The organism is Pedococcus sp. P2_E4, assembly GCF_056403935.1.
Genome location: NZ_JBFUEO010000044.1, coordinates 1 through 24,446 on the forward strand (window position 1 = coordinate 1; position 24,446 = coordinate 24,446).

Here is a 24,446-nt window from a genome sequence, read left to right on the forward strand (position 1 = left end):
GCCCACGAACCGTCGTGGGCCAGGCGCACCGCCGTGGGCCGAGCCCGGCCTAGTGGCCCGGCTCGGTCACGAAGTCGATGAGCTCCTCGACGCTCGCGAGCAGGGTCGGCTCGAGGTCGGCATAGCTGCGGACGGTCCCCAGGATCTGCTTCCACGCCCGGGCGGTGTCGGCCTGGCTGGCGTGCGGCCACCCGAGGTGGGCGCAGATGCCGTCCTTCCACGACTGGCCGCGGGGGATGACCGGCCAGGCCGGGAGCCCGAGGCGCTCGGGCCGCACGCTCTGCCACACGTCGACGTACGGGTGCCCCAGGATCCGGACGTGCGCGGCATACGGCTTGACGCGGCGGGCCTCCTCGACGACCCGGTGCTCCTTGGTGCCCGGCACGAGGTGGTCCACGAGCACCCCCATCCGCCGCCCCGGACCCGGTGCGAAGTCCCGGATCGCCGCGGCGAGGTCGTCGACGCCGTCGAGCATCTCGACGACCACGCCCTCGACGCGCAGGTCGTCGCCCCAGACCTTCTCGACGAGCTCGGCGTCGTGGCGGCCCTCGACGAAGATCCGCGATCCGCTGGCCACCCGGGCGCGCACGCCCTCGACGGCCCGTGATCCGGAGGCGGTCCGTGACGCCGTCGCGCGCGCGGCTGCGAGCTCCGCCCGGGCGGCGGCCTTCGGGGGAGTCAGGACCACCGGGGCCCCGTCGAGCAGGAAGCCGGGGCCGAGGGGGAAGCCCCTGGTGCGACCCCGCCGGTCCTCGAGGTGGACGACGTGCATGCCGCCGGCCTTCTCGACCCGCACGACCGCACCGCACCAGCCCGTGTCGACGTCCTCGACGACCAGCCCGGTCTCGGCCTCCACGTCGCGGGAGCGCCCGCGCGGGGGCACCTTCCAGTCGCCGGAGAGGACGTCGGAGCCATAGCGGTCGGGCACCACGAGAGGGTATGCCGCGTGGTCGCCGCTCCCGCGCAGGCTCGCGCGACCTCGTGGAGGATTCGGGCCTGCCGGGGGAACGACATAGACTTGGCACTCGTAGAACGTGAGTGCCAACGGCCCGGAGCCGTGGCATCGGGTCGAGCGGACAGGAGGAGACAGTGAGCGAGGAACGTCGGCTCGCGGTGTTGCGCGCGATCGTCCAGGACTACGTCGAGACCTCCGAGCCCGTGGGCTCCAAGTCCCTGCTCGAGCGCCACCAGCTCGGCGTCTCGGCCGCCACCGTCCGCAACGACATGGCGGCGCTGGAGGAGGAGGGGCTGATCGCGGCCCCCCACACCAGCGCGGGGCGCGTCCCCACCGACGCCGGCTACCGCCTGTTCGTCGACCGGTTGAGCTCGGTCAAGCCGATGTCGGCTGCCGAGCGCGCGGCGATCTCGCAGTTCCTCGAGGGCGCCGTCGACCTCGACGACGTCGTCGACCGCACGGTCAGGCTGCTGGCCTCGCTCACCCGGCAGGTCGCCGTGATGCAGTACCCCTCGCTGACCCGCTCGTCGGTGCGCCACATCGAGTTCGTGCCGATGGGCGCGAGCCGGCTCATGGTCGTGCTCATCGTCAACACCGGCCGGGTCGAGCAGCGGGTCATCGAGACCGGCCACGACCTCACCAGCTCGGACGGCGAGGCCCTGCTCGGGCTGGTCCGCGCCAAGGTCAACGCCACGGCCGTGGGCCGACGCCTGGTCGACGCCGCCGCGAGCCTCGAGTCGCTGCCGGAGGAGTTCGACCCCTCAGACCGCGACCTCGTGCGCTCCGTGGTGAGGTCGCTCGACGACGCCCTCGTCGAGGAGCGTGAGGAGCGGGTCGTCCTCGCCGGCACCTCCAACCTCACCCGGGTCGGCACCGACTTCCCGCTCACCATCGGCCCGGTGCTCGAGGCCCTTGAGCAGCACGTGGTGCTGCTCAAGCTGCTCGGCACGTCGCGCGAGACCTCCGATGCCGTCTCCGTCCGCATCGGCCACGAGAACCCCTTCGCGGGGTTGCAGTCGACCTCTGTGGTCTCGACCGAGTACGGCACCGGCGCCGACCTCGTCGCCGGTCTCGGCGTGCTCGGCCCCACCCGCATGGACTACCCCACCACGATGGCGTCGGTGCGGGCCGTGGCGACCTACGTCTCCCGGATCCTCGCGCAATGACGCGCACCCGACTCCGCTCCACCGACCGTCAGCTCTGACACCAAGGACTTCCGTTGAACGACTACTACCAGGACCTCGGCGTCTCGCGGGACGCGACGGCTGAGGAGATCAAGCGCGCCTACCGCAAGAAGGCCCGCACCCTCCACCCGGACGTCAACCCCAGCCCCGAGGCCGAGGAGCAGTTCAAGAAGGTCTCGCAGGCCTACGACGTGCTCTCGGACGCCGAGAAGCGGCGCTCCTACGACATGGGCGCCGACCCCTACGCGGGCGCGGCTGCCGGCTTCGGCCAGGGCTTCTCGTTCAGCGACATCATGGACGCGTTCTTCGGCGCGGGCGCCGGCCAGGCCCAGCGGGGTCCGCGCTCGCGCCAGCGCCGCGGCCAGGACGCGCTGGTGCGACTCGACATCGACCTCGCCGACGCGGTGTTCGGTGCCGAGAAGGAGCTCACCATCGAGACGGCGGTGCTGTGCTCCACGTGTCACGGCGACGGCGCGCAGCCCGGCTCGGGTCGCCGCACCTGCGACGTCTGCGGCGGCCGGGGCGAGATTCAGCAGGTGCAGCGCTCGTTCCTCGGGCAGGTCATGACGACCCGCCCGTGCATGACCTGCCAGGGCTTCGGCGAGGTGCTCGTGAGCCCCTGCTTCGAGTGCTCCGGCGACGGCCGGGTCCGCACCCGTCGCACGATCAAGATCAAGGTCCCGGCCGGGGTGGACACCGGCACGCGGATCCAGCTCGGCGGCGAGGGCGAGGTCGGCCAGGGTGGCGGGCCCGCCGGCGACCTGTACGTCGAGGTCAACGTCCGGCAGCACGCGACCTTCCAGCGGCGCGGCGACGACCTGCACTGCACCGTCGAGCTGCCCATGACGGCGGCGGCCCTGGGCAGCACGCTCAAGCTCGACACCTTCGACGGGTCGCACGAGCTCGAGGTCAAGCGCGGCACCCAGGCCGGCGACGCGATGACCCTGCGTGGCCTCGGCGTCACCCACCTGCGCGGCACCGGGCGCGGCGACCTCATCGTGCACGCCAACGTGCAGACCCCGACGCGGCTCGACGACCAGCAGGAGGACCTGCTCCGCCAGCTTGCATCCCTGCGTGGCGAGGAGCGACCCGAGGGCCGCCTCGCGCCCGCCGGTCAGGGCCTGTTCGGCAAGCTGCGCGACGCCTTCAAGGCCAAGTAGCCCGCCACATGACGCTGCCGCTGTTCCTCGTCGACCCGGCGCTGCTCGACGGCGTGGCCGAGGGGGCGTCGGTCACGCTCGACGGGGCGGAGGGACGCCACGCGGCAACCGTCCGCCGGATCGCGGCAGGGGAGCAGGTGATGCTCGCCGACGGCGCAGGGCTGCGCGTCACGTGCGACGTGGTGGGCGCAGGCAAGGCAGAGCTCGCCCTCCGGGTCGTCGGTGTACGTCGCGACGCCGAGCCGCAGCCGCGCTTCGTCCTCGTCCAGGCGCTCGCCAAGGGTGACCGCGACGACCAGGCGATCGAGGCGGCCACGGAGTTCGGGGTCGACGAGGTCGTGCCCTGGCAGGCGGCCCGCAGCATCGTCCAGTGGCGCGGCGAGCGTGGCGACAAGGCCCGGCGCAAGTGGGAGTCGACCGTGCTGTCGGCGACCAAGCAGTCGCGCAGGTCGCGCACCCCCGTCGTCGCGGGGCTCGCCACGACCAAGGACCTCGCCGCCCGCATCGGCGGCGCCGCAGCGGCATACGTCCTGCACGAGGACGCCAGGGCGAGCCTGGCCGCGCAAGCGTTGCCGGACGCGGGCGACGTGCTCGTCGTCGTCGGTCCCGAGGGTGGGATCACCCCCGAGGAGGTCGCGGCCTTCGAGGCCGCCGGGGCCGTGACCGTGCGGCTCGGTGACACGGTGCTCCGCTCGTCGAGCGCCGGGCCGGCCGCGCTGGCGGTGCTGAGCGCGGCCGGTCGCTGGCGCTGACGCTGACGGCTACTTCACGGTGAAGGTCGTGCTGACCTCGGCGGCGACCTTGTCGCCGTCCTGCATGCTCATCTCGAACACGCGGATCGTGTAGTCGCCGGGGGAGAGCACCCCGAGGTCGACCGTGTAGGTGCCCTGCATCGGAGCCCCGACCGAGGCCATCGCGTTGCCGGCCTTGACCTGGGTGGTGCCGCGCTTGAGCTGCCAGCTGACGTTGGCCTCGAAGACGATCGCCTGACCCGTGATGGTCACGGCCWTGCCGGCGGGCAGCACCTGGTCGCGGCTGGGGGCGGTGATCCAGATCGGCGCCGCGTCCTCGTAGAGGCGGTCCGACGGCGGCCGGGTGAGGCCCTTGTCCGTGGCGACCGACCCGAAGAGCGGCTTGGCCTGACCGTGGACGGTGAACCGCACCGGGACGCTCGACTGGGCGGCGGCCTGGGCCGTCCACACGAGCTCCTGCACGGCGAGGCGCTGGATCTCGGCCGTCACGGCCGCCTGCGGGTTGCCGGCGTTGGCGAGGTCGACCGTGATCGACGCCGAGGTCACCGACACCGCACCGATCGTCTGGCCGGACCAGGGCTGCAGGTAGCCCGCGGTGTTGCTCCACGGCTGGGCGTTGACCGCGGTGACGAGGGCCGCCTTGGCGCGCTCCTCGGGGCTTGCCCCGGTGGGCAGCTGGGCGCCCACGAACTCGCGGAACAGCTTGTAGGTCGGCTTGTCGTCGCCGATCGGGCCGACGAAGTAGACCGGCAGCGACACCGCGGTCGTGCCTGCCGTCGTCGGCAGGTCGGTGGCCGTGGCGGAGGGGCCGGGGCCGGACGTCTGCGGGACGGTGGGGGAGTCGGGCGGCGTGACGCTCGGGGTGGACGTGCCGGCTGGAGGCGTGGGGTCCGGCGAGTCGCCCTGGGTGGCGGCCCAGACGCCGCCACCGATGACGGCCACGGTGGCCGCAGCGGCGACGGGGACGAGCCAGCGTCGGGGTGACTGGTCGCGCGCCGGTCCGGCGGCCCGCGCCTCGTGGAGGATGTCGTCGAGCCGGTCGCTGGGCGTGAAGCGCGCGGCTTCGCGGGTCAGCACCTGGCGCAGCTCGCGCTCGACCCGGTCGAACTCGCCGGGCTCGAAGTGCGGGTCCAGGAACTCGGGCTGGTTGCGCTCGTTCACGATGCCGCCTCCATCCGGTCGCGCAGGGCTGCGAGGCCCCGGTGGGCGTGGGCCTTGACCGAGCCGGCCGAGATGCCGAGGGCGTCGGCGATCTCGGCCTCGCTGAGGTCGAGGTAGTAGCGCATGGTCAGGACTTCTCTCTGGCGTTGGGGAAGGCGTCCGAGGGCCGTGATCATCGAGCTGGTCGCCTCGGAGTCGAGCGCCCGGTCCTCGGCGCTGACCTCGGTGCGACGGCCGTATGCCGTGGGCTCGCCCTGCTCGCGGGCGACGTAGCGCTGCTCGACGCCGCGGTGCCGGAGCCCGGAGCGGGCCCCGTTGACCACGGCGCGGCGCAGGTAGGCGGCGGCGCTGGCCTCGCTGCGCAGGGTGTCCCAGTGCCGGTGCACGGCGATGAAGGCGTCCTGGACGACCTCCTCGGCGCCCTGGTCGTCCCGCAGCAGCAGCCAGGCGAGCCGGACCAAGCCGGTCCAGTGCGCGGCATACAGCTCCGCGATGGCGACATCGGCGGCCGGAGGGGCGCTGCCACCACGGTCTCGCTCTGCCACGCTCAACAGTCTCACGCCCCACTGACGCACAGCTCCGTCTGAAGGTTGACGCGCCGGTACTGTCATCGCATGGCTGACCAGACCACCTCGGACGGCATCCCGACCGATCCCGCGTGCCTCTTCTGCAGGATCGCCGCAGGACAGGTCCCGGCGACCCTGGTCCACGAGGACGAGCACACGGTGGCGTTCCGCGACCTGGACCCCCAGGCGCCGACCCACGTGCTGGTGATCCCCCGTCGCCACGTCCCCGACGTGGGGACGCTGGCCCGGGAAGCGCCGGGCGAGGTGGCCCCCCTCATGGCGGCCGTCGCGGCGGTGGCGCAGGCCGAGGGAGTCGACGCCGGCGGCTATCGCAGCGTGTTCAACACGGGGGCCGACGCCCAGCAGAGCGTGTTCCACGCCCACGTCCACGTCCTCGGTGGGCGGGCCATGACGTGGCCGCCCGGCTGAGCGGCACCGTAGACTGGACGGACCATGCCTGACGCCGATCATCAGACCACGCTGGGGGGCGCGCCTGACGGCGCTCGTCCCACACCCACGCACACCGTCGTGATCCCGCCCGAGGTGCAGATGGTGACGCTGCTGGGGCCGCGCGACGAGCTCCTGCGCACCATGGAGCGGGCCTTCCCCCAGCTGCAGATCCACGTGCGGGGAAACGAGTTCCACCTGTCCGGCCCGAGCGCCGACGTGGCCCTCGCCGAGCGCACCATCGACGAGCTGCTGCTCGTGATCGAGGGGGGCCAGCCGCTCAACCGTGACGCGGTCGAGCGCTCGATCAGCATGCTGCGGGCCCAGACCACCGAGCGCCCCGCCGACGTCCTGACGATGAACATCGTGAGCAACCGCGGTCGCACGATCCGGCCCAAGACGCTCAACCAGAAGCACTACGTCGACGCGATCGACCAGCACACCATCGTCTTCGGCATCGGCCCTGCGGGCACCGGCAAGACCTACCTCGCGATGGCCAAGGCGGTCGCGGCACTGCAGGCCAAGCAGGTCAACCGGATCATCCTCACCCGCCCCGCGGTCGAGGCCGGCGAGCGGCTCGGCTTCCTGCCCGGCACGCTCAACGACAAGATCGACCCCTACCTGCGGCCGCTCTACGACGCGCTGCACGACATGGTCGACCCCGAGTCGATCCCGCGGCTCATGGCCGCCGGCACCATCGAGGTCGCACCGCTGGCCTACATGCGTGGCCGCTCGTTGAACGACGCGTTCATCATCCTCGACGAGGCGCAGAACACCTCGCCCGAGCAGATGAAGATGTTCCTCACGCGACTCGGCTTCGGCTCCAAGATGGTCGTCACCGGTGACGTGACCCAGGTGGACCTGCCGGAGGGCACCCGGTCGGGCCTGCGCGTGGTCCGCGACATCCTGGTCGACGTCGAGGACATCCACTTCTCGATCCTCACCCCGCAGGACGTCGTCCGGCACCGCCTCGTCGGTGCCATCGTCGACGCCTACGGCAAGTGGGACGACCAGCAGTCGAACGGCCAGCCGTCACGGCCGCACACCCCGGGCTCGGAAGGGCGGGGACAGCGTGAGCGTCGACGTTCTCAATGAGACCGACCACCGGCTCGACGAGCTCGAGCTGATGGCCCTGAGCAAGTACGTCATGCAGGAGATGAGGGTGCACCCCGGTGCCGACCTGTGCCTGCGCCTCGTCGACGAGGCCGCGATGGAGGTCCTCCACGTGCAGTGGATGGACCTGCCGGGTCCGACCGACGTCATGAGCTTCCCGATGGACGAGCTGCGGCCCGGCCGCGACGGCGAGGAGCCCGAGGAGGGCGTCCTCGGCGACATCGTGCTGTGCCCGTCCGTGGCCGCCAAGCAGGCCGCCGAGGCCGGACACGCCATCGAGGAGGAGCTGTTGCTGCTCACCACCCACGGCATCCTGCACCTGCTCGGCTACGACCACGCCGAGCCGGACGAGGAACGTGAGATGTTCGAGCTGCAGCGCCAGCTGCTCCTGACCTTCCTCGCGGGCCGCGGACGCACCACCACCTGAGGACCCGATGACCACGCTCATCCTGGCGGCGATCGTCAGCATCCTCATCGCCTTCCTCCTTGCCCTCGCGGAGGCCGCGATCTGGCGGATGTCCCGTGTCCGCGCGCAGGAACTCCTCGACGAGCGGCGACCCGGCGCCTCGGCGCTGGTCACGATCGTGGGCGACAGCGCGGCATACCTCTCGGTGACGGCGTTCCTGCGGATCGTGGCCGAGGCCACGACCGCCGTGCTCATCACGCTCGGGGCCGTCGACCTCGTCGACGGCTTCTGGAAGCCGCTGCTCATCGCCATCGGCGTCATGGCGCTGGTGTCGTTCGTCATCGTCGGTGTCTCGCCCCGCACCCTGGGCCGCCAGCACTCCGACAAGGTCGCGCTGGTCGCCTCGCCGTTCATCGTCTGGCTGCGCCGGGTGCTGGGTCCCGTCGCGCGGGTCCTCGTGGCCCTTGGCAACGCCGTGACGCCGGGGAGGGGCTACCGCGACGGGCCGTTCCAGAGCGAGTCCGAGCTGCGCGACCTGGTCGACCTCGCCGGTGAGAGCGCGGTGATCGAGGACGAGGAGCGCGAGATGATCCACTCCGTCTTCGAGCTCGGTGACACCATCGCCCGTGAGGTCATGGTCCCGCGCACCGACATGGTGAGCATCGACCGCGACAAGACGCTGCGCTCGGCGATGTCCCTGTTCCTGCGGTCCGGCTTCTCGCGCATCCCCGTGGTCGGCGACGGGTCCGACGACATCCTGGGGCTGCTCTACTTCAAGGACGTCGCGCGCCGGGTCAACGCCGACCACGACGCCGGGGGCCTGCCCGTCACCGCCCAGATGCGGCCGATGCACTTCGTCCCCGAGAGCAAGCCGGTCGACGACCTGCTGCGCGAGATGCAGCGCGACCAGAGCCACTTCGCGGTCGTCGTCGACGAGTACGGCGGCACCGCCGGCCTTGTCACGATCGAGGACATCATCGAGGAGATCGTCGGCGAGATCGCGGACGAGTACGACCGCGAGGCCCCGGGCGTCGAGGAGCTCGGCGACGGACGCACCCGCGTGCCCGCGACCATGGACATCGACGACCTCGCCGACCTGTTCGACGTCGAGATCGACGAGGACGAGGTCGACACGGTCGGTGGCCTCATCGGCAAGCACATCGGGCGCGTGCCGATCGTGGGCTCACGGTGCGAGGTGGCCGGGCTCGTCCTCACCGCAGAGCGGATGGCCGGTCGTCGCCACCGGATCGCGTCGGTCATCGTCGAGCGGGTGCCCGAGCCCGTCGCCGCCGACGAGCCGGCGGAGACTAGCGTGGAGCCCCAGCGAGAGGAAGTGTCATGACCGCGAGTGGTTCCGAGGGCGCCGAGGGGTATGCCGGGCCGCCGCCTGCCGGGTACGTCGCCGGGTTCGCCTGCCTGGTCGGGCGCCCCAACGCGGGCAAGTCGACGCTGACCAACGCGCTGGTCGGCCAGAAGGTCGCCATCACCTCGTCGAAACCGCAGACGACCCGACACACGATCCGGGGCATCGTGAGCACCGAGGCCTCGCAGCTGGTGCTCGTCGACACCCCAGGACTGCACAAGCCGCGCACCCTGCTGGGCGAACGCCTCAACGACGTCGTGCGCGAGACCCTGCTCGAGGTCGACGTGATCGGCTTCTGCCTGCCCGCCGACCAGCGGATCGGCCCCGGCGACGCGTTCATCGCCCGGGAGCTCAAGGAGATCCAGCAGTCCAAGCGCCGGCCGGTCGTCGCGATCGCCACGAAGACCGACCTGGTCGACCGCCAGCGGCTCGCCGAGCACCTCATCGCCATCGACCAGCTGGGGGACTGGGCCGCGATCGTCCCCGTGTCGGCCGTCAACGGGTCGCAGGTCGAGGAGCTCGCCGGTGTGCTGGCGTCCTACCTGCCCTCGTCGCCCGGGCCGCTGTACCCGGAGGACGTGCTGACCGACGAGCCGCACCTGGTGATGATCGCCGAGCTCGTCCGCGAGGCAGCCCTCGAGGGGGTCCGCGACGAGCTGCCGCACTCGCTGGCCGTCGTCGTCGAGGAGATGGTCCAGCGCGAGGGCCGGCCCGCCGGCAAGCCACTGCTGGACGTGCGCGTCAACGTGTTCGTCGAGCGCTCCTCCCAGAAGGCCATCATCATCGGCCGCGGTGGGTCACGACTGCGTGAGGTCGGCACCAACGCCCGGGCCGGCATCGAGAAGCTGCTGGGTCAGAAGGTCTACCTCGACCTGCACGTCAAGATCGCCAAGGACTGGCAGCGCGACCCCAAGCAGCTCCAGCGCCTCGGCTTCTGACCACTCGGAGCAGCGCCTGCCACGCGCCTGTGCGGCGTCGGTGCACTCACTGTGGTGAGCGTCACTGCATACACGGGAACCGTTGGGGCACAACGAATCTGTGCACCGCGCCCGCCTCCGCACCCAGAGCGGATTTGGCGTCTCGGGCGTCTCTCGGCAGGGTGGGTCGTCGGTCCAGACCGACCATCGACCCGGACCCCGCGATACGCAACTGACGAGAACCCGAAGGAGCGGCGCCGCACGCGCCACCAACCCTGTGACTACTGATCTCCGACACACCGGCCCGGTGGCCCCTGCTGAGGCGGCGGGCGAACACGAGGCCCTTGACCACCTCCACGACACGATCCACCCCGCCCTCGACCCCGTGATCGAGGAGCACCCCGCCGAGGAGCCGCAGAAGGTCGACACCATCGTGTTCGGTGTCACGGCAGCCATCGCGGTCGGCTTCGTGCTGTGGGGATTCCTCAGCACGAGCACGCTCAGCTCCGCCTCGACCACCGGGCTCGGCTGGGTCGTGCACAACATGGGCTGGCTGTTCTCTCTCGTGGCGTCGGGCTGCGTGCTCTTCGTCATCTGGCTGGCTGCCGGCAAGTTCGGCCGCATCCCGCTGGGCCGGGACGACGAGGAGCCGGAGTTCAAGACCGTCTCCTGGATCGCCATGATGTTCTCGGCGGGCATGGGCATCGGCCTGATGTTCTACGGCGTCTCCGAGCCGCTGTCGCACTTCGTCACCCCGCCGCCCGGCACCGGTGAGGCGGGCAACCCCGAGGCCGTGCAGAACGCCATGGCCACCACCTTGTTCCACTGGACGCTGCACCCCTGGGCGATCTACGCGGTGGTCGGCCTCGCCGTGGCCTACGGCGTGTTCCGCAAGGGCCGCTCGCTGCTCATCAGCTCGGCGTTCGCGCCGCTGCTCGGCGACAAGCGCGCCGCCGGACCCGCGGGGCGCGTCATCGACATGCTCGCGATCTTCGCGACGCTGTTCGGCTCGGCGGCCTCGCTCGGCCTCGGTGCCCTGCAGATCGGCTCCGGCCTCGAGATCGTCGGCGGACTGGGCAAGACCGGCAACATGGTGCTCGTCGCCATCATCGCCGTGCTCACCGTCTGCTTCATCCTGTCGGCGGTGTCCGGCGTCGCCAAGGGCATCCAGTGGCTGTCCAACGTCAACATGGTGCTGGCCCTCGTGCTCGCGGTGTTCGTGTTCGTCGTGGGCCCGACCGTGTTCATCCTCAACCTCGTGCCGACCGCCGTGGGCTCGTACTTCCAGGACCTCGCCATGATGTCCGCCCGCACCGACGCCGCCGGTGGGGACGCGATGAAGGAGTGGCTGTCCGGCTGGACGATCTTCTACTGGGCCTGGTGGGTCAGCTGGACCCCGTTCGTCGGCATGTTCATCGCCCGCATCTCGCGTGGTCGCACCATCCGGCAGTTCGTCACGGGTGTCCTGCTCGTACCCAGCGCGGTGTCGCTCGTGTGGTTCGCGATCTTCGGCGGGGCCGGCATCGACGTGCAGCGCGGAGGCACCGACCTCGCGGGGTCGGCCAGCGCCGAGGCGTCGCTGTTCGGGCTCCTCGCGCAGATGCCGCTGTCGACCATCACGTCCGTGATCGTCATGCTCCTGGTCGCGATCTTCTTCGTGTCGGGCGCCGATGCGGCCTCGATCGTCATGGGCACGTTGTCCGAGCGGGGGACGCTGGCACCGAGCCGCAAGACGGTCATCTTCTGGGGTGCGGCCACCGGTGCCGTCGCCGCGGTCATGCTCCTCGTCGGTGGTGAGGACGCCCTGTCAGGGCTGCAGAACATCACCATCGTCGCCGCCCTGCCGTTCCTGGTGGTGATGGTCGGCCTGGCCATCGCCCTGGTCAAGGACCTGAGCAGCGACCCGCTCATCGTGCGTCGTGCGTATGCCGTCGCAGCCGTCGAGCAGGCCGTCGTGGCCGGCGTGACCGAGCACGGCGACGACTTCACGCTCACCTTCGAGGAGTCCGCGCCCGGCGAGGGCGTCGGCGATCTGGTGACGACCACCCCGGTGACGACCACCTCGGCCAACGGCACCGTCGCCGACGAGGGTCACGATGCTGCCTTCGAGCGCGCAGGTTCTGCCACATCGTGAGCCGCTGAACCGGTGCACGACCGGGCCGACCTATCCTTGGTCCCATGAGAATTGGTGTCTTCGGGGCCACCGGGCAGGTCGGCTCGGTCATGCGTGCACTCCTCGCCGAGCGGGCCTTCCCGGTCGACGAGATCCGCTTCTTCGCGTCGGCGCGCTCTGCCGGCACGACGCTGCCGTGGGCCGGCGGCGAGGTCACGGTCGAGGACTCGGCGACCGCTGACTTCTCGGGCATCGACATCGCGTTGTTCTCCAACGGGGGAGCGGCCTCCAAGGAGCTCGCCCCCAAGGTCGCCGCCGCCGGCGCCATCGTCGTCGACAACTCCTCCGCGTGGCGCAAGGACCCCGAGGTGCCGCTGGTCGTGAGCGAGGTCAACGCCGACGACCTCGACACCATCCCCAAGGGGATCGTCGCCAACCCCAACTGCACCACCATGGCCGCCATGCCGGTCCTCAAGCCGCTGCACGACGAGGCCGGCCTCGTCCGGCTGACGGTCGCGTCCTACCAGGCCGTGTCCGGCTCCGGTGGCAAGGGCGTCCAGGAGCTCGACGGCCAGCTGCGCGGTGGGTATGCCGCGGGCGCGCCTGCCGACCTCGCCCTCGACGGGCGCGCGGTGGAGGTCCCGGCGCCGAACGTCTACGCCGTCCCGGTCGGCTTCAACGTCATCCCGCTCGCCGGGTCGATCGTCGACGACGGGTCGCTCGAGACCGACGAGGAGCAGAAGCTCCGCAACGAGTCCCGCAAGATCCTGCACATCCCGGAGCTGCTGGTGTCGGGCACCTGCGTGCGCGTGCCCGTCTTCACCGGTCACTCGCTGGCCATCCACGCCGAGTTCGCGGACGACATCACGCCGGAGCGCGCCCTCGAGCTGCTGGCCAAGGCGCCGGGTGTCGTGATCGCCGACGTGCCCAACCCGCTCGAGGCGGCCGGGCGCGACGACGTCTACGTCGGCCGGGTCCGCGCCGACCAGGCTGCACCGGCGGGCAAGGGCTTGGTGCTCTTCGTGGTGGGAGACAACCTGCGCAAGGGCGCGGCCCTCAACGCCGTCCAGATCGCCGAAGAGCTGCTCAAGCGCCGCTGAGCTGGGTCAGCGGACGGCGCGCCAGACCGACTCGTCCGCACTCGGGCCGGGTGACCACTGCGCGATCCACGGGCCGGTGCCCTCGCTCTGGTCGATGACGCCGTCCTCGAGCCAGGTGTAGTCCCCGGCCAGCACCCCCTTGGCCAGTCGCCCGTCCGCGTCGTCGGTGTTGCTCCACAGGTCCGTGAACAGCGCCTCGACGCGCAGCCTGCTCTGTTGGCAGAACACGTCGGCCAGCTGCTGGGCCGAGCGCCCCCTGACCTCGTCGTCGCTGCGCAGCATCTCGGCCCGGCTGCAGGCCGCCGCGATCGCGAACAGCTCGGCGCCGATGTCGACGACCCGGCCGAGGAAGGCCTGGCGGTACTCCAGCCTCGCCTGCCAGCGCGACATCCCGTAGAACGTCTGCCGGGCGAGCTTGCGACTGGACCGCTCCACGAACCGCAGGTGGGTGGCCAAGGGGCCGAACTCGGCATACGAGGTCGGTGCGGCACCCTTGCCGACGACGAGCTGCGGCAACCACTTGGCATAGAACCCGCTCGCGCCCGCGGCAGCCCGCGCCTTGTCCTCGAGGGTTGCGTCCTTGTCGGCGAGCGCCCCCGCGGCCTTGAGGTGGGCGTCGACGGCCTCCCGCGCGATCAGCAGGTGCATGATCTCGGTGGAGCCCTCGAAGATCCGGTTGATCCGCAGGTCGCGCATCATCTGCTCGGCAGGCACGGCGCGTTCGCCACGGGCTCGGAGCGACTCAGCGGTCTCGTAGCCTCGCCCGCCCCGGACCTGAACCAGCTCGTCGGCGATCTTCCACGCCATCTCGGAGGCCCAGAGCTTGGCCAGCGCTGCCTCGATCCGGATGTCCTTGCTGCCGGCGTCGGCCAGCTGGGCGGACAGCTCGAGCACCGACTCCAGGCCATACGTCGTCGCGGCGATGAAGGCGATCTTCTCGGCCACGGCTCCGTGCTCGCCGACCGGACGCCCCCACTGCACCCGCTCGGCCGACCACTCGCGCGAGATCTTGAGGGCCCACTTGCCCGCGGCGGCGCACATCGCCGGGATCGACAGCCGTCCTGAGTTGAGGGTGGTGAGCGCGATCTTGAGGCCGTCGCCCTCCTTGCCGAGCCGGTTCTCGACCGGCACGCGCACCTGGTGGAACCGGGTCAGGCCGTTCTCGATCCCCTTGAGCCCCATGAACGAGTTGCGCCGCTCGACCGTGATGCCCTCGGCGGTGCCCTCGACCACGAACGCGGTGATGCCGCCCCGCTGCCCGTCGCGCGCGGGCACCCGGGCCATCACGACGAGCAGCTCTGCGACGACGCCGTTGGTGGTCCACAGCTTCACCCCGTCGAGGAGGTATGCCGTGCCGTCCTCGGTGGGGGTCGCGGTGCTGCCCATGCGGGCCGGGTCCGAGCCGACGTCGGGCTCGGTCAGGAGGAAGGCCGAGATGGCCCCGGCGGCACACCGGGGGAGGAAGGCCTGCTTCTGCTCGGCCGTGCCGACGAGCTTGACCGGCTCGGGGACGCCGATGGACTGGTGGGCCGAGAGGAGCGCGCCGAGGCTGGGGTGGGCCGACCCGACGAGCATGAGCGCATTGCCGTACGACGACATGGTCAGGCCGAGGCCGCCGTACTCGCGCGGGATCTTCATGCCGAAGGCGCCGATGGCGGCGAGCCGGGCCAGCACCTCGTCCGGGATCAGCGCGTCGCGCTCGATCTGTGCTCCGTCGATGTCGGCGCAGACCTCACGCAGCCTGGCGAGGAACTCGTCGCCGCGCGCCTCGTCCTCGGCGGTGGCGCGGGGGTGCGGGTGGACCAGGTCGAGGTCGAAGTGACCGAGGTAGAGGCCCTTCGCGAAGCTGGGGCGCTCCCAGTCGGTCTGGCGTGCCGCCTCGGCGACGGCGCGCGACTCGCGTTCGCTGGCGTGCACCACCGGCTCCGGCTCGGCGGCGTTCGGGGCCGGGCGGTCCTGCTCGACGTCACTGCTCATGTGATCGCCTCCTGACCTCACGCTACCCCCGGGTAGGCGGGTCGACCACCGCGCTCAGAGGTCGGTCATCCACTGCCGCCAGGTCTGGGTGACGACCATGCCGACGTGCTCGTAGAGCCCGAGGGCCCCCGTCCGCGAGTCGGTCGACAGCTCGCTGACGGTCGCACCGTGCCCGCGGGCTCGCTCGAAGGCGTCCACGAGCAGGGCCCGGGCCAGGCCCAGGCCGCGCTGGTCCCGGCGTACGGCGATGGCGTCGACGTAGCCGGTGTCGGCCGCGAGGATCGTGTAGCAGACACCGACCTCGGTGCCCTGCGGGTCGACGACGAACCGGATCTGCCACGGCTCGAACCCCGGCCGCAGCGGTCCTCGTGGCGCCCAGTCGTCGTAGCTCGACGGGTCACGGTCCGGCCATTCGTTGAAGGCGTCCTCGATGAGCTGGAAGGCGACCGGCCCGTCGGCGGGACCGGCGAACTCGCGCAGCGTGTAGCCGTCGGGCAGTGGCTGCGGCTCGATGGCCGCGCCCTCGGGCAGCTGCAGGACCCACGACGTCCACCCGACCCGGTAGCCGCGCGCTTCGAAGAAGGCCTCCGCGCCGCTGCCGCCCGGAACCGTCTGACCGACGAGCGCGGAGCCTCGCGTCCGGGCGCAGGCCTCGAGCCAGTCGGCCAGCCACGTGCCGATGCCGCGTCCGCGGTAGTCCGGGTGCACCGAGGCGTCGGCGCGTCGGCCCTTGAAGACCTCGCCGGACGCGGCGAGGCGGTCGCCGTCCCACACTCCGATGCTCTCGGTGGCGAGGTCGAAGCTGCCCCGGGCCCAGTCGCCCTGGATGTCCTCGACCTCGATCGCGGCCTCTCCGGCGTCGACCCTCTCTGCGGCTGCGACGACGTCGCAGACTGCCTGGGCGTCGGTAGGGACGAGCGGGCGGGCGTCGAAGCCGTCTGGGAGAGCCACGAGCCGAGGATGCCGGACGGGGTGCGGGGCTGTCGCCCGAGTTTCCGGAACTGGGGATGGCCCGGGCTCAGTTATTGTGAGACAGTTCTCTCGAAACAGTTCTCTCACATCTGGTGGTGCACCGTGACCAACCCCTACGGAGATGTCGAGCTCACGCCCCGCGGCATGCGGGCGCTGGCCCACCCGGTGCGCCTCGCGATCCTCAGCCGGCTGCAGGTCGACGGGCCGAGCACGGCCACGGCCCTGGCGCCCCAGGTCGGTGCGACGCCCTCCGTCACGAGCTGGCACCTGCGGCACCTCGCGGAGCACGGCCTGGTGCAGGACGCCGACGTGGAGTCCGACGGCCGTCAGCGGTGGTGGGAGGCGGTCGGGCGCGGGTTCCGGTACGTGGCGACGCCCGACGACGCTGGGCGGGACGCGGCGGCTCTGCTGGAGCGGGTGATGTTCGACCAGGCCGAGCACCTGCCCCGACAGTGGGCGAGCGAGGTCGGGCCGCTGCTCGAGGTCGACTGGCGTCGCTCGGCCGGTCTGTCCAACACGACGTTAGTGGCGACCGCCGACGAGTTGGGTGAGGTCGAGGCGGCCATCGAGGCGGTGCTGGCGCCCTACGTGCTGCGCAAGAGCAACCGCGTCAGCGTCCCGGGCGCCCGCAACGTCCGGATGCTGCGCTACGTCCTGCCCGAGGCGGATCTGACCTCGTGAGCGACTCGGAGACGAGATCGACCGCGACGACCACGAGGCAGCCGCTGTGGCGGGACCGTCGCTTCGCGACCTACTGGGCTGGTCAGGGCATCTCCCAGTTCGGCGACCGGATCACGGAGCTGGCGCTGCCCCTGATCGCGGTCACCGCCCTGCACGCCGGGGCATCGACGGTGGGCCTGCTGACGGCCGCCGTGTGGGCCCCGAACCTGCTGTCCCTGTTCGTCGGGACGTGGGTCGACCACCAGGTGCGCAAGCGCCGGCTGCTCATCGTCGCCGACCTGCTGCGCTGCGTCGTCCTGCTGAGCCTGCCCGTCGCCCACCTGTTCGGGGCCATCAGCCTGGCCCAGCTGTTCGCGGTCGCCCTGCTGGCCGGGGCCGGGCAGGTGCTCTACCAGACGTCCTACCCGAGCTTCTTCGTCGGACTGGTCCGCCGCGACCAGTACGTCGAGGCGAACAGCCTGCTCAGCGGCACCAGGTCGGCGTCGTTCGTGGCCGGACCAGCTGTGGCCGGTGGACTGATCCAGGCCGTGACCGCACCGGTCGCCATGCTGGTCGATGCCGTCACCTTCGCGGTCTCTGCGCTGATGATCGGCAAGGTCCGCGTCGACGACCTCCCGGTCGACAGCACCGACCAGCCGGGACTGCTCCGGCGTGCGCGAGACGGGATGTCCCTCGTCCTGCGGGACCGCTACCTGCGCGCGTCCCTCGCCTGTGCCAGCACCATCAACCTGTTCAACCTCATGGCGGGGGCGCTGCTCATCCTGTATGCCAGTCGCGAGCTGGGCCTGGCCGCCGGGGTGATCGGCCTCGCCCTGGGCATCGGGGCCACGGGCGGGCTGCTCGGCACCGCGCTCGCCGGCCCCCTGACCCGAGGGATCGGGGTCGGGCGCACCATCGCCCTCGGAGCCGTCCTGTTCTCCGCCCCATTCGCTCTCCTGCCGCTGGCTGGCGGGGCCACGTGGTCGAGCGCGGGCGTGCTGGCGCTGGTCGAGTTCGTCTCGAGCGTCGGCGTCATGTGCCTCGACATCCCGCTCAACGCCCTGATGACCGCCGTGACCCCCGACGGCGTCCGCAGCAGGGTCAGCGGGGCGTTCTCGACGGTGAACTACGGCATCCGGCCGGTCGGGGCGGTGGTCGGCGGTCTGCTCGGGGGCTGGATCGGACTGGCCCCGACCATGGTCGTCGCCGCCGTCGGTGGGTCGCTGTCAGTGCTGTTCCTGCTCTGGTCGCCCGTGTATGCGACGCGCACGATCGAGGGGCTCGACGCCGTCCACAGCACGGGTGGAGACTCGGCCTCAGCCACCGCCACAGACCCGGCCTGAGACACCGCGGCAGACCCGCGCGAGCCTCGCGGCAGCGCAAGGAGACAGATGTCCATCCACGACTTCGAGCGCTACCCGCTCACGTTCGGCCCCAGCCCCGTCCACCCGCTGGCGCGGCTGTCCGCCCACCTGGGCGGCGCGCAGGTCTGGGCCAAGCGTGAGGACTGCAACAGCGGTCTGGCCTTTGGTGGCAACAAGACCCGCAAGCTGGAGTACATCGTCCCCGACGTGCTGGCGCAGGGCGCCGACACCCTCGTGTCCATCGGCGGGTACCAGTCGAACCACACCCGCCAGGTCGCGGCCGTCGCAGCCCACCTGGGCCTCCGGTGCCGGCTGGTCCAGGAGAAGTGGGTGGACTGGGACGACCCGGTCAACGACAAGGTCGGCAACATCCTCTTGTCGCGGATCATGGGCGCCGATGCGCGGCTCGACCCGCACGGGTTCGACATCGGTATCCGCACGTCGTGGGAGGACGCCCTCCGCGAGGTGGAGGAGGCTGGGGGCAAGCCCTACGGCATACCGGCAGGGGCCTCGGAGCACCCACTCGGCGGGCTGGGCTTCGCGGGCTGGGCCTATGAGGTCGCGGAGCAGGAGCGGTCGCTCGGGGTCTTCTTCGACACGATCGTCGTCTGCACCGTCACCGGCTCGACCCACGCGGGCATGGTCGCCGGCTTCGCCGCACTCGAGGACGCCGGTGGGAGGCCGCGGCGCGTGCTCGGCATCGACGCCTCCGCCACCATCGACAAGACCCGCGACCAGGTGCGGCGCATCGCGCAGCACACGGCCGACCTCATCGAGCTCGGGCGGCCACTGCGCGCCGACGAGGTGACGGTGCTCGAGGGCTGGGCCGGCGACCTCTACGGCATCCCCGTGGAGTCGACCGTGGACGCGATCCGGCTCAGCGGGAGGCTCGAGGGGATGATCATCGACCCCGTGTACGAGGGGAAGTCGATGGCCGGGCTGCTCGACCTCGTGACCACGGGAGAGATCCCTGCGGACTCCACCGTGCTGTACGCCCACCTCGGCGGGCAGCCGGCGCTCAACGCGTACTCGGGCATCTTCGACTGAGGTCGAGTGCCTGACACGAGCCATGGACAGGTGTCAGGCAGACGACTCGATCAGGCGAACGACCAGCCGCGGTCCTCGAGCGCTTCCCGCAGGAACCGCACGGCGACGGGTCCGACGCCGTGGATCGCGAGCAGCTCGGGCTCGCCGAGGTCACGCACCTGCTCCAGCGTCACCACGCCGATAGCGCGCAGGGCTCGGGTCGCCGGGGCGCCGATGCGGGGTATGGGAGTGCCGGCCGGGAGTGCCTGCCTGTCGGCGCGCGGTGCACCCGCCTCGGCGTCGACGACGGCGACCCCGCGCGGCGACAGCCGGTAGCCGATGTCGAGCGACTCGGTGAGCCCGAGCTCCTTGAGCTTGCGCACGTCGCGCTTGAAGCTCGGGGTGTCGCGCCCCAGCTCGGCGGCCAGCTCGGGGGCCCGGACCGTCGGTGAGCGGTCGATGATCGCCAGCGTCGCCCGGGTCCACGGACCGATGGTGGAGGCGCGGTCGAGCCGGTCGAGGCGCTCACGGATCCGGCCTGTCTCGTCGGGGTCGAGGAGGGTGGCCCGCAGCTGCTCCCGGGGGTCGGCGCCTGCATGGCGCAGGCCCACCCGCCACACGGGCCGGTCGGCCTTGGCGTCGAGCATCCGACGCAGGTCGGCGAGCGAGCCCGCGCCGGCGCGGCGGGCCTCGTCCGCGGTGATCCGCGTGGCCGCGACCCTCTCGACCGAGGTGACCTCGAGCAGCCCCACCCGGGTGCGCAGGCGGGTGCCGACCACCACGCGCGGTCGGTCCCAGCGGCGGAAGGCCAGGTCGACGCGCCCATCCCGGATGGCGACGAGGACGTCCGGTCTGATCATCATGGCCGCAACCTATCGAGGTCGAGTGCCTGAGACGGTTCCATGGGCACGTCTCAGGCACTCATCCCTGGCGTCCGGATGGTGGGCGACGGGGGTCGCACGATGGACGGGTGCCCGCCACCCGGCATACCCTCTGACCGTGCGTTCCACACGCCTCCTCCTTCGCCGCCGCGGCGGGGCCTGACCGATCAGCCGCCCCTCGTCGCGGAGTTCGTGTTGCCGGCTGAGACCCTGAGTACAGCCAACTGCAGCGAATCGTGAGGCGAGACACCATGATCCACCCCCAGCAGCCGTCGGGTATGCCGGTCACGAAGTACGTGCCCTTCAAGGACCAGATCCCGTTCGACCTGCCCGACCGCACCTGGCCCACGCGGGTCATCGACCACGCGCCCCGGTGGTGCGCCGTCGACCTGCGCGACGGCAACCAGGCGCTCATCGACCCGATGAGCCCGGACCGCAAGAAGCGCATGTTCGAGCTGCTCGTCCGGATGGGCTACAAGGAGATCGAGGTCGGCTTCCCGAGCGCGAGCCAGACCGACTACGACTTCGTGCGGATGCTCATCGAGGACGACATGATCCCCGACGACGTGACGATCCAGGTGCTCACGCAGTGTCGGGACCACCTCGTCGAGCGGACCTTCGACTCCATCCGCGGGGCCAAGCAGGCGATCGTGCACTTCTACAACTCGACGTCGATCCTGCAGCGGCGCGTGGTGTTCGGGCTCGACCAGGACGGCATCGTCGACATCGCCCTCCAGGCGGCCCGGCTGTGTCGCAAGCTCGAGGAGACCATCCCCGACACGACCGTCTACTACGAGTACAGCCCGGAGTCCTACACAGGCACCGAGCTGGACTTCGCGGTGCGGATCTGCAACGAGGTGGCCGACGTCATCGACCCGACGCCCGACCACAAGATGATCATCAACCTGCCCGCGACCGTCGAGATGGCGACGCCCAACGTCTACGCGGACTCGATCGAGTGGATGATCCGCCACCTCGAGCGACGCGACTCCATCGTGGTCTCGCTGCACCCGCACAACGACCGGGGGACCGGCGTGGCGGCGGCCGAGCTGGGCTACCTGGCCGGCGCCGACCGGATCGAGGGCTGCCTGTTCGGCAACGGGGAACGCACCGGCAACGTCGACCTGGTGACGTTGGGCATGAACCTGTTCTCGCAGGGGATCGACCCGCAGATCGACTTCTCCGACCTCGACGAGATCCGCCGTACGGTCGAGCACTGCAACCAGCTGCCCGTCGGTGAGCGCCACCCGTGGGGCGGCGACCTGGTCTTCACCGCGTTCTCGGGGTCGCACCAGGACGCGATCAAGAAGGGCTTCGAGGACATGGACCGCCAGGTCAAGGCCTCCGGCAAGACCATCAACGAGCTGGTCTGGGGCGTGCCCTACCTGCCGATCGACCCGCACGACGTCGGCCGGTCCTACGAGGCGGTCGTCCGGGTCAACAGCCAGTCCGGCAAGGGCGGTGTGGCCTACCTGCTCAAGGCCGAGCACCAGCTCGACCTGCCGCGCCGGCTCCAGATCGAGTTCAGTGGCGTCGTCCAGGCCAAGACCGACAGCGAGGGCGGCGAGGTGAGCGCGGCGCAGCTGTGGGAGATCTTCCAGGACGAGTACCTCCCCGCCGTCGACGGTGGCGTCAACTCGTGGGGCCGGTTCACCCCGATCAGCCACTCGTTGCTCAGCGAGCAGGGAGGCGTCGACAAGATCAGCGCGACGATGCTCGACCGTGGCGTGGAGGTCACCGTCGAGGGCACCGGCAACGGACCCATCGCCGCCTTCATCGACGCCATGTCGACGCTGGGAGTCGACGTCCGTGTCCTCGACTACGCCGAGCACGCGCTGTCGGCCGGTGGCGACGCGAAGGCCGCCGCGTACGTCGAGTGCGCCGTCGGTGACCGGGTGCTCTGGGGCGTCGGCCTTCACTCCTCGATCGTCAAGGCCTCGCTCACCGCGGTGCTGTCGGCGGTCAACCGCGCCGAGCGGATGCCCCCGCTCGCCTGAGCTGAGGTATGTCGCGTGGCGCCGGCGGACCGGCTCGGTAGGCGCGTGCCGTGGGATCGGCGGGTCAGCGGACGCCGCGGGGGCGGAACTGGATCGAGATGCGCGGGCCGACCGGCTTGCTGGTCTTGGGAATGGCGTGGTCCCACGTGCGCTGGCACGAGCCCCCCATGACGACGAGGTCGCCGTGGCCGAGCGAGAATCCCCGCGACTCGCCACCGCCCCGCGGGCGCAGCGCCAGCGTGCGTGCGGAGCCGATCGACAGGATCGCGACCATGGTGTCGAGGTCCTTGGCGCGGCCGATCCGGTCGCCGTGCCACGCGACGGAGTCCCGGCCGTCGCGGTAGAGGCACATCCCGGCGGTCACGAACGGCTCACCCAGCTCCGCGGCATACCACTGGGACAGGGCGTCACGGGCCTGGGTGAGGACCGGGTGGGGGAGCGCTTCGCCCTCGTCGTAGAACTTGAGCAGGCGTGGGACGTCGACCATGCGCTCGTACATCTCTCGGCGCTCGGCGTGCCACGACACCTCGTGGTGAAGCGACTCGAAGAGGGTGTCGGCGCCGGCGAGCCAGCCCGGTCGGTAGTCGACCCACGCCCCGCGGCTCAGCTCGGTGCGGCTCAGCCCGGGCGGCAGGGGCCGCAGGGCGATCTCGTCGGCGATGTCGAGCAGGGACCCCTGGAATGCCGTGGCCATGGCACGACCATACCCCACATTCGAACACGTGTTCTAGTGTTTCGGTGGTCCGTGGCCGGCCACGGACCACACCCAGGGCCCGCGTCCCCGGTCAGTTCCCGGAACGGAGCCGGGCCAGCTCGGCGGTCAGCTCGGTGCGCATCCCGTCGTGCTGCGGGCCGAGCACCGTCTGCGGATCCGGGTCGCTCCAGCGCTCGGTCGGATGCATCCACACGGGGCGCGGGGCGAGGTCGCCCTCCCACTCGTAGCGGGGCCAGACGTGGCCGTGCAGGAAGGCATCGGTGTTGCCCAGGATCTCGAGGTTGACGCGGCGGAACTGCGCGTCGCGGCGCTCGCAGACGATCTGCACGGCCTCGCCGAGCCGCTCCAGGTCGTCGAGGAACTCCAGCCGGCGCGCCCGGGGGAGGTCGGTGAGCCGGTCGACGCCAGGGGTGTCGCTGATCAGGACGCAGTAGCCCGGGATGAACTGCACGTCCCCGATACAGGCGAACCCGGCGCTCATGCGGGTGAGCACCGAGGGGTTCTCACCACGCAGCGCTGCGCCGACCCGGTCCGTCTTCCAGTCGCTCATGGCGCGAGACGCTACCGTCGTCCCATGACCGAGCCGCGTCCCGGGGACGAGCAGCTTGCCCGCGGCCTGGCATGCGGACTCTGGGCCGGGCTGGCCGCGGTCGTCGTCATCCTGGTCGTCTTGGCCCTGGTGTTCTTCGGGCTGGGGCTGAGCGGCTGAGGGGCTGGGGCTGGGGCTGGGGCTGGGGGCTGACCTGCGGCACGGCATACCCGCAATCTGGGCGGGGCTTGCGACAATGGGGGCATGCCCCTGTACCGCGACGAAGGCATCGTCCTGCGCACCCAGAAGCTGGGTGAGGCCGATCGCATCGTCACGCTGCTCACGCGGGGTCTCGGGAAGGTCCGCGTGGTCGGCAAGGGGGTGCGCCGCACCAAGAGCAGGTTCGGGGCGAGGCTCGAGCCGGCGATGATGGTCGACGTCCAGTGCTACGAGGGGCGCTCGCTCGACACCGTGACCCAGGCCGAGTGCCTCGCGTCGTGGGGTGACGTGCTGGCGCGCGACTACACGACCTACACGGCTGCGGCCGCGATGCTCGAGACAGCCGACCGCCTCACCGAGGAGCGCGAGCCCAACCTCCAGCAGTACCTCCTGCTCCAGGGTGCGCTGCGCTCGATGGCCGAGGGGCTGCACGACCCCGGGCTGGTCCTCGACGCCTACCTGCTGCGGGCGCTCGCGATCGCCGGCTGGGCCCCGAGCTTCCACGACTGCGCCCGGTGCGGCGCCGAGGGTCCGCACCGCGCCTTCAACCTCGCGGCCGGCGGCACCGTCTGCCCGGTATGCCGGCCGCCCGGCTCCGCGGCGCCCGCGCCGGAGACGTTGTCGCTGCTGGCCGCTCTGCTCGCCGGCGACTGGGTCGTCGCCGACGCGTCGCAGGGGCGGCACCGTCGCGAGGGCAGCACCCTGGCGAGCGCCTTCCTCCAGTGGCACCTCGAACGCGGTGTGCGATCGTTGCGCCTCGTGGACCGACGCGACCCCGATGCCCAGACCCTCGACTCCCGCGTGACGTGGTCTGCGACGCCGACCGTCACGACCCCGGCGGCCGCGACGCCCGCCGCGACGTCCCCCGC

At 71.3% G+C, this 24,446-nt stretch carries 24 protein-coding genes; 16 read left to right on the top strand and 8 right to left on the bottom strand.

The window, feature by feature from the left end; all coding sequences use genetic code 11:
- Nucleotides 1-49: 49 nt before the first annotated feature.
- A complete protein-coding gene (locus AC1DV7_RS15720) occupies nucleotides 50-928 on the bottom strand; it encodes a DUF3097 domain-containing protein (protein ID WP_477598136.1) in 879 nt (292 codons plus the stop codon).
- Nucleotides 929-1,089: 161 nt separating this feature from the next.
- On the opposite strand from AC1DV7_RS15720, the gene hrcA reads away from it, so the two are divergent.
- Genes hrcA through AC1DV7_RS15735 form a run of 3 tightly spaced genes read left to right on the top strand, consistent with a single transcriptional unit; the run spans nucleotide 1,090 to nucleotide 4,051 of the window.
- Complete coding sequence (gene hrcA, locus AC1DV7_RS15725) at nucleotides 1,090-2,121, top strand: heat-inducible transcriptional repressor HrcA (protein WP_477598138.1); 1,032 nt, start codon at nucleotides 1,090-1,092, stop codon at nucleotides 2,119-2,121.
- A 53-nt stretch (nucleotides 2,122-2,174) separates the two neighbouring features.
- Nucleotides 2,175-3,299: a molecular chaperone DnaJ gene (dnaJ, locus tag AC1DV7_RS15730; protein ID WP_477598139.1), complete on the top strand. Its 1,125-nt coding sequence runs from the start codon at nucleotides 2,175-2,177 to the stop codon at nucleotides 3,297-3,299.
- An 8-nt stretch (nucleotides 3,300-3,307) separates the two neighbouring features.
- Nucleotides 3,308-4,051 (top strand): 16S rRNA (uracil(1498)-N(3))-methyltransferase, encoded by a 744-nt coding sequence (locus AC1DV7_RS15735; protein WP_477598141.1) that lies wholly within the window; start codon nucleotides 3,308-3,310, stop codon nucleotides 4,049-4,051.
- 9 nt (nucleotides 4,052-4,060) lie between these two features.
- Here AC1DV7_RS15735 and AC1DV7_RS15740 read toward each other — a convergent pair whose 3' ends face one another.
- On the bottom strand, nucleotides 4,061-5,212 hold the full coding sequence (locus AC1DV7_RS15740) for a Gmad2 immunoglobulin-like domain-containing protein (protein ID WP_477598142.1): 1,152 nt from the start codon (nucleotides 5,210-5,212) through the stop codon (nucleotides 4,061-4,063).
- Nucleotides 5,209-5,757, bottom strand: a complete 549-nt coding sequence (locus AC1DV7_RS15745) for an RNA polymerase sigma factor (protein WP_477598143.1) — start codon at nucleotides 5,755-5,757, stop codon at nucleotides 5,209-5,211. Before AC1DV7_RS15745 ends, AC1DV7_RS15740 begins: the two co-directional genes overlap by 4 nt.
- A gap of 69 nt (nucleotides 5,758-5,826) precedes the next feature.
- Between AC1DV7_RS15745 and AC1DV7_RS15750 the strand changes: the two genes are divergently transcribed.
- From AC1DV7_RS15750 to AC1DV7_RS15780, 7 genes are all read left to right on the top strand, one after another.
- Nucleotides 5,827-6,207: an HIT domain-containing protein gene (locus tag AC1DV7_RS15750; protein ID WP_477598145.1), complete on the top strand. Its 381-nt coding sequence runs from the start codon at nucleotides 5,827-5,829 to the stop codon at nucleotides 6,205-6,207.
- Between the two features lie 24 nt (nucleotides 6,208-6,231).
- Nucleotides 6,232-7,320, top strand: a complete 1,089-nt coding sequence (locus tag AC1DV7_RS15755; protein ID WP_477598147.1) for a PhoH family protein — start codon at nucleotides 6,232-6,234, stop codon at nucleotides 7,318-7,320.
- Nucleotides 7,298-7,765: an rRNA maturation RNase YbeY gene (gene ybeY / locus AC1DV7_RS15760; RefSeq protein WP_477598149.1), complete on the top strand. Its 468-nt coding sequence runs from the start codon at nucleotides 7,298-7,300 to the stop codon at nucleotides 7,763-7,765. Before AC1DV7_RS15755 ends, ybeY begins: the two co-directional genes overlap by 23 nt.
- A 7-nt stretch (nucleotides 7,766-7,772) precedes the next feature.
- Entirely contained in the window at nucleotides 7,773-9,086 is a 1,314-nt protein-coding gene (locus tag AC1DV7_RS15765; RefSeq protein WP_477598151.1) for a hemolysin family protein, read from the top strand.
- Nucleotides 9,083-10,045 carry a GTPase Era gene (gene era / locus AC1DV7_RS15770; protein WP_477598153.1) on the top strand — a complete coding sequence of 321 codons (963 nt, stop codon included), beginning with the start codon at nucleotides 9,083-9,085 and terminating at the stop codon, nucleotides 10,043-10,045. The genes AC1DV7_RS15765 and era overlap by 4 nt, the downstream gene beginning before the upstream one ends.
- A gap of 286 nt (nucleotides 10,046-10,331) precedes the next feature.
- A complete protein-coding gene (locus AC1DV7_RS15775; RefSeq protein WP_477598155.1) occupies nucleotides 10,332-12,158 on the top strand; it encodes a BCCT family transporter in 1,827 nt (608 codons plus the stop codon).
- A gap of 44 nt (nucleotides 12,159-12,202) precedes the next feature.
- Entirely contained in the window at nucleotides 12,203-13,237 is a 1,035-nt protein-coding gene (locus AC1DV7_RS15780; RefSeq protein ID WP_477598157.1) for an aspartate-semialdehyde dehydrogenase, read from the top strand.
- A 6-nt stretch (nucleotides 13,238-13,243) separates the two neighbouring features.
- Here the strand turns inward: AC1DV7_RS15780 and AC1DV7_RS15785 are convergent, their stop codons facing one another.
- Nucleotides 13,244-15,214 (bottom strand): acyl-CoA dehydrogenase family protein, encoded by a 1,971-nt coding sequence (locus AC1DV7_RS15785; protein WP_477598159.1) that lies wholly within the window; start codon nucleotides 15,212-15,214, stop codon nucleotides 13,244-13,246.
- 54 nt (nucleotides 15,215-15,268) lie between these two features.
- Complete coding sequence (locus AC1DV7_RS15790; protein ID WP_477598160.1) at nucleotides 15,269-16,165, bottom strand: GNAT family N-acetyltransferase; 897 nt, start codon at nucleotides 16,163-16,165, stop codon at nucleotides 15,269-15,271.
- A gap of 123 nt (nucleotides 16,166-16,288) precedes the next feature.
- Here AC1DV7_RS15790 and AC1DV7_RS15795 point away from each other — a divergent pair, with 123 nt between their 5' ends.
- Genes AC1DV7_RS15795 through AC1DV7_RS15805 form a run of 3 tightly spaced genes read left to right on the top strand, consistent with a single transcriptional unit; the run spans nucleotide 16,289 to nucleotide 19,257 of the window.
- On the top strand, nucleotides 16,289-16,867 hold the full coding sequence (locus tag AC1DV7_RS15795) for a helix-turn-helix domain-containing protein (RefSeq protein WP_477598162.1): 579 nt from the start codon (nucleotides 16,289-16,291) through the stop codon (nucleotides 16,865-16,867).
- On the top strand, nucleotides 16,864-18,189 hold the full coding sequence (locus AC1DV7_RS15800) for an MFS transporter (protein WP_477598163.1): 1,326 nt from the start codon (nucleotides 16,864-16,866) through the stop codon (nucleotides 18,187-18,189). The genes AC1DV7_RS15795 and AC1DV7_RS15800 overlap by 4 nt, the downstream gene beginning before the upstream one ends.
- A 48-nt stretch (nucleotides 18,190-18,237) precedes the next feature.
- A complete protein-coding gene (locus AC1DV7_RS15805) occupies nucleotides 18,238-19,257 on the top strand; it encodes a 1-aminocyclopropane-1-carboxylate deaminase (protein WP_477598165.1) in 1,020 nt (339 codons plus the stop codon).
- A gap of 50 nt (nucleotides 19,258-19,307) precedes the next feature.
- Here AC1DV7_RS15805 and AC1DV7_RS15810 read toward each other — a convergent pair whose 3' ends face one another.
- Nucleotides 19,308-20,099, bottom strand: a complete 792-nt coding sequence (locus AC1DV7_RS15810; RefSeq protein WP_477598167.1) for a hypothetical protein — start codon at nucleotides 20,097-20,099, stop codon at nucleotides 19,308-19,310.
- Between the two features lie 269 nt (nucleotides 20,100-20,368).
- Here AC1DV7_RS15810 and leuA point away from each other — a divergent pair, with 269 nt between their 5' ends.
- Nucleotides 20,369-22,114, top strand: coding sequence for a 2-isopropylmalate synthase (gene leuA / locus AC1DV7_RS15815; RefSeq protein ID WP_477598169.1), 1,746 nt, complete (start codon nucleotides 20,369-20,371; stop codon nucleotides 22,112-22,114).
- Between the two features lie 64 nt (nucleotides 22,115-22,178).
- Here the strand turns inward: leuA and AC1DV7_RS15820 are convergent, their stop codons facing one another.
- Both AC1DV7_RS15820 and AC1DV7_RS15825 read right to left on the bottom strand, forming a co-directional pair.
- Complete coding sequence (locus tag AC1DV7_RS15820; RefSeq protein WP_477598171.1) at nucleotides 22,179-22,808, bottom strand: alpha-ketoglutarate-dependent dioxygenase AlkB; 630 nt, start codon at nucleotides 22,806-22,808, stop codon at nucleotides 22,179-22,181.
- Nucleotides 22,809-22,899: 91 nt separating this feature from the next.
- The gene (locus AC1DV7_RS15825) at nucleotides 22,900-23,379 is read right to left on the bottom strand and encodes a diadenosine tetraphosphate hydrolase (protein ID WP_477598172.1); all 480 of its coding nucleotides are present in this window, start codon (nucleotides 23,377-23,379) and stop codon (nucleotides 22,900-22,902) included.
- Between the two features lie 24 nt (nucleotides 23,380-23,403).
- Here AC1DV7_RS15825 and AC1DV7_RS15830 point away from each other — a divergent pair, with 24 nt between their 5' ends.
- Together AC1DV7_RS15830 and recO are read left to right on the top strand one after the other, a co-directional pair.
- On the top strand, nucleotides 23,404-23,538 hold the full coding sequence (locus tag AC1DV7_RS15830) for a hypothetical protein (protein ID WP_477598174.1): 135 nt from the start codon (nucleotides 23,404-23,406) through the stop codon (nucleotides 23,536-23,538).
- Nucleotides 23,539-23,622: 84 nt separating this feature from the next.
- On the top strand, nucleotides 23,623-24,446 hold an 824-nt coding region (gene recO / locus AC1DV7_RS15835; RefSeq protein WP_477598175.1), incomplete at its 3' end, for a DNA repair protein RecO.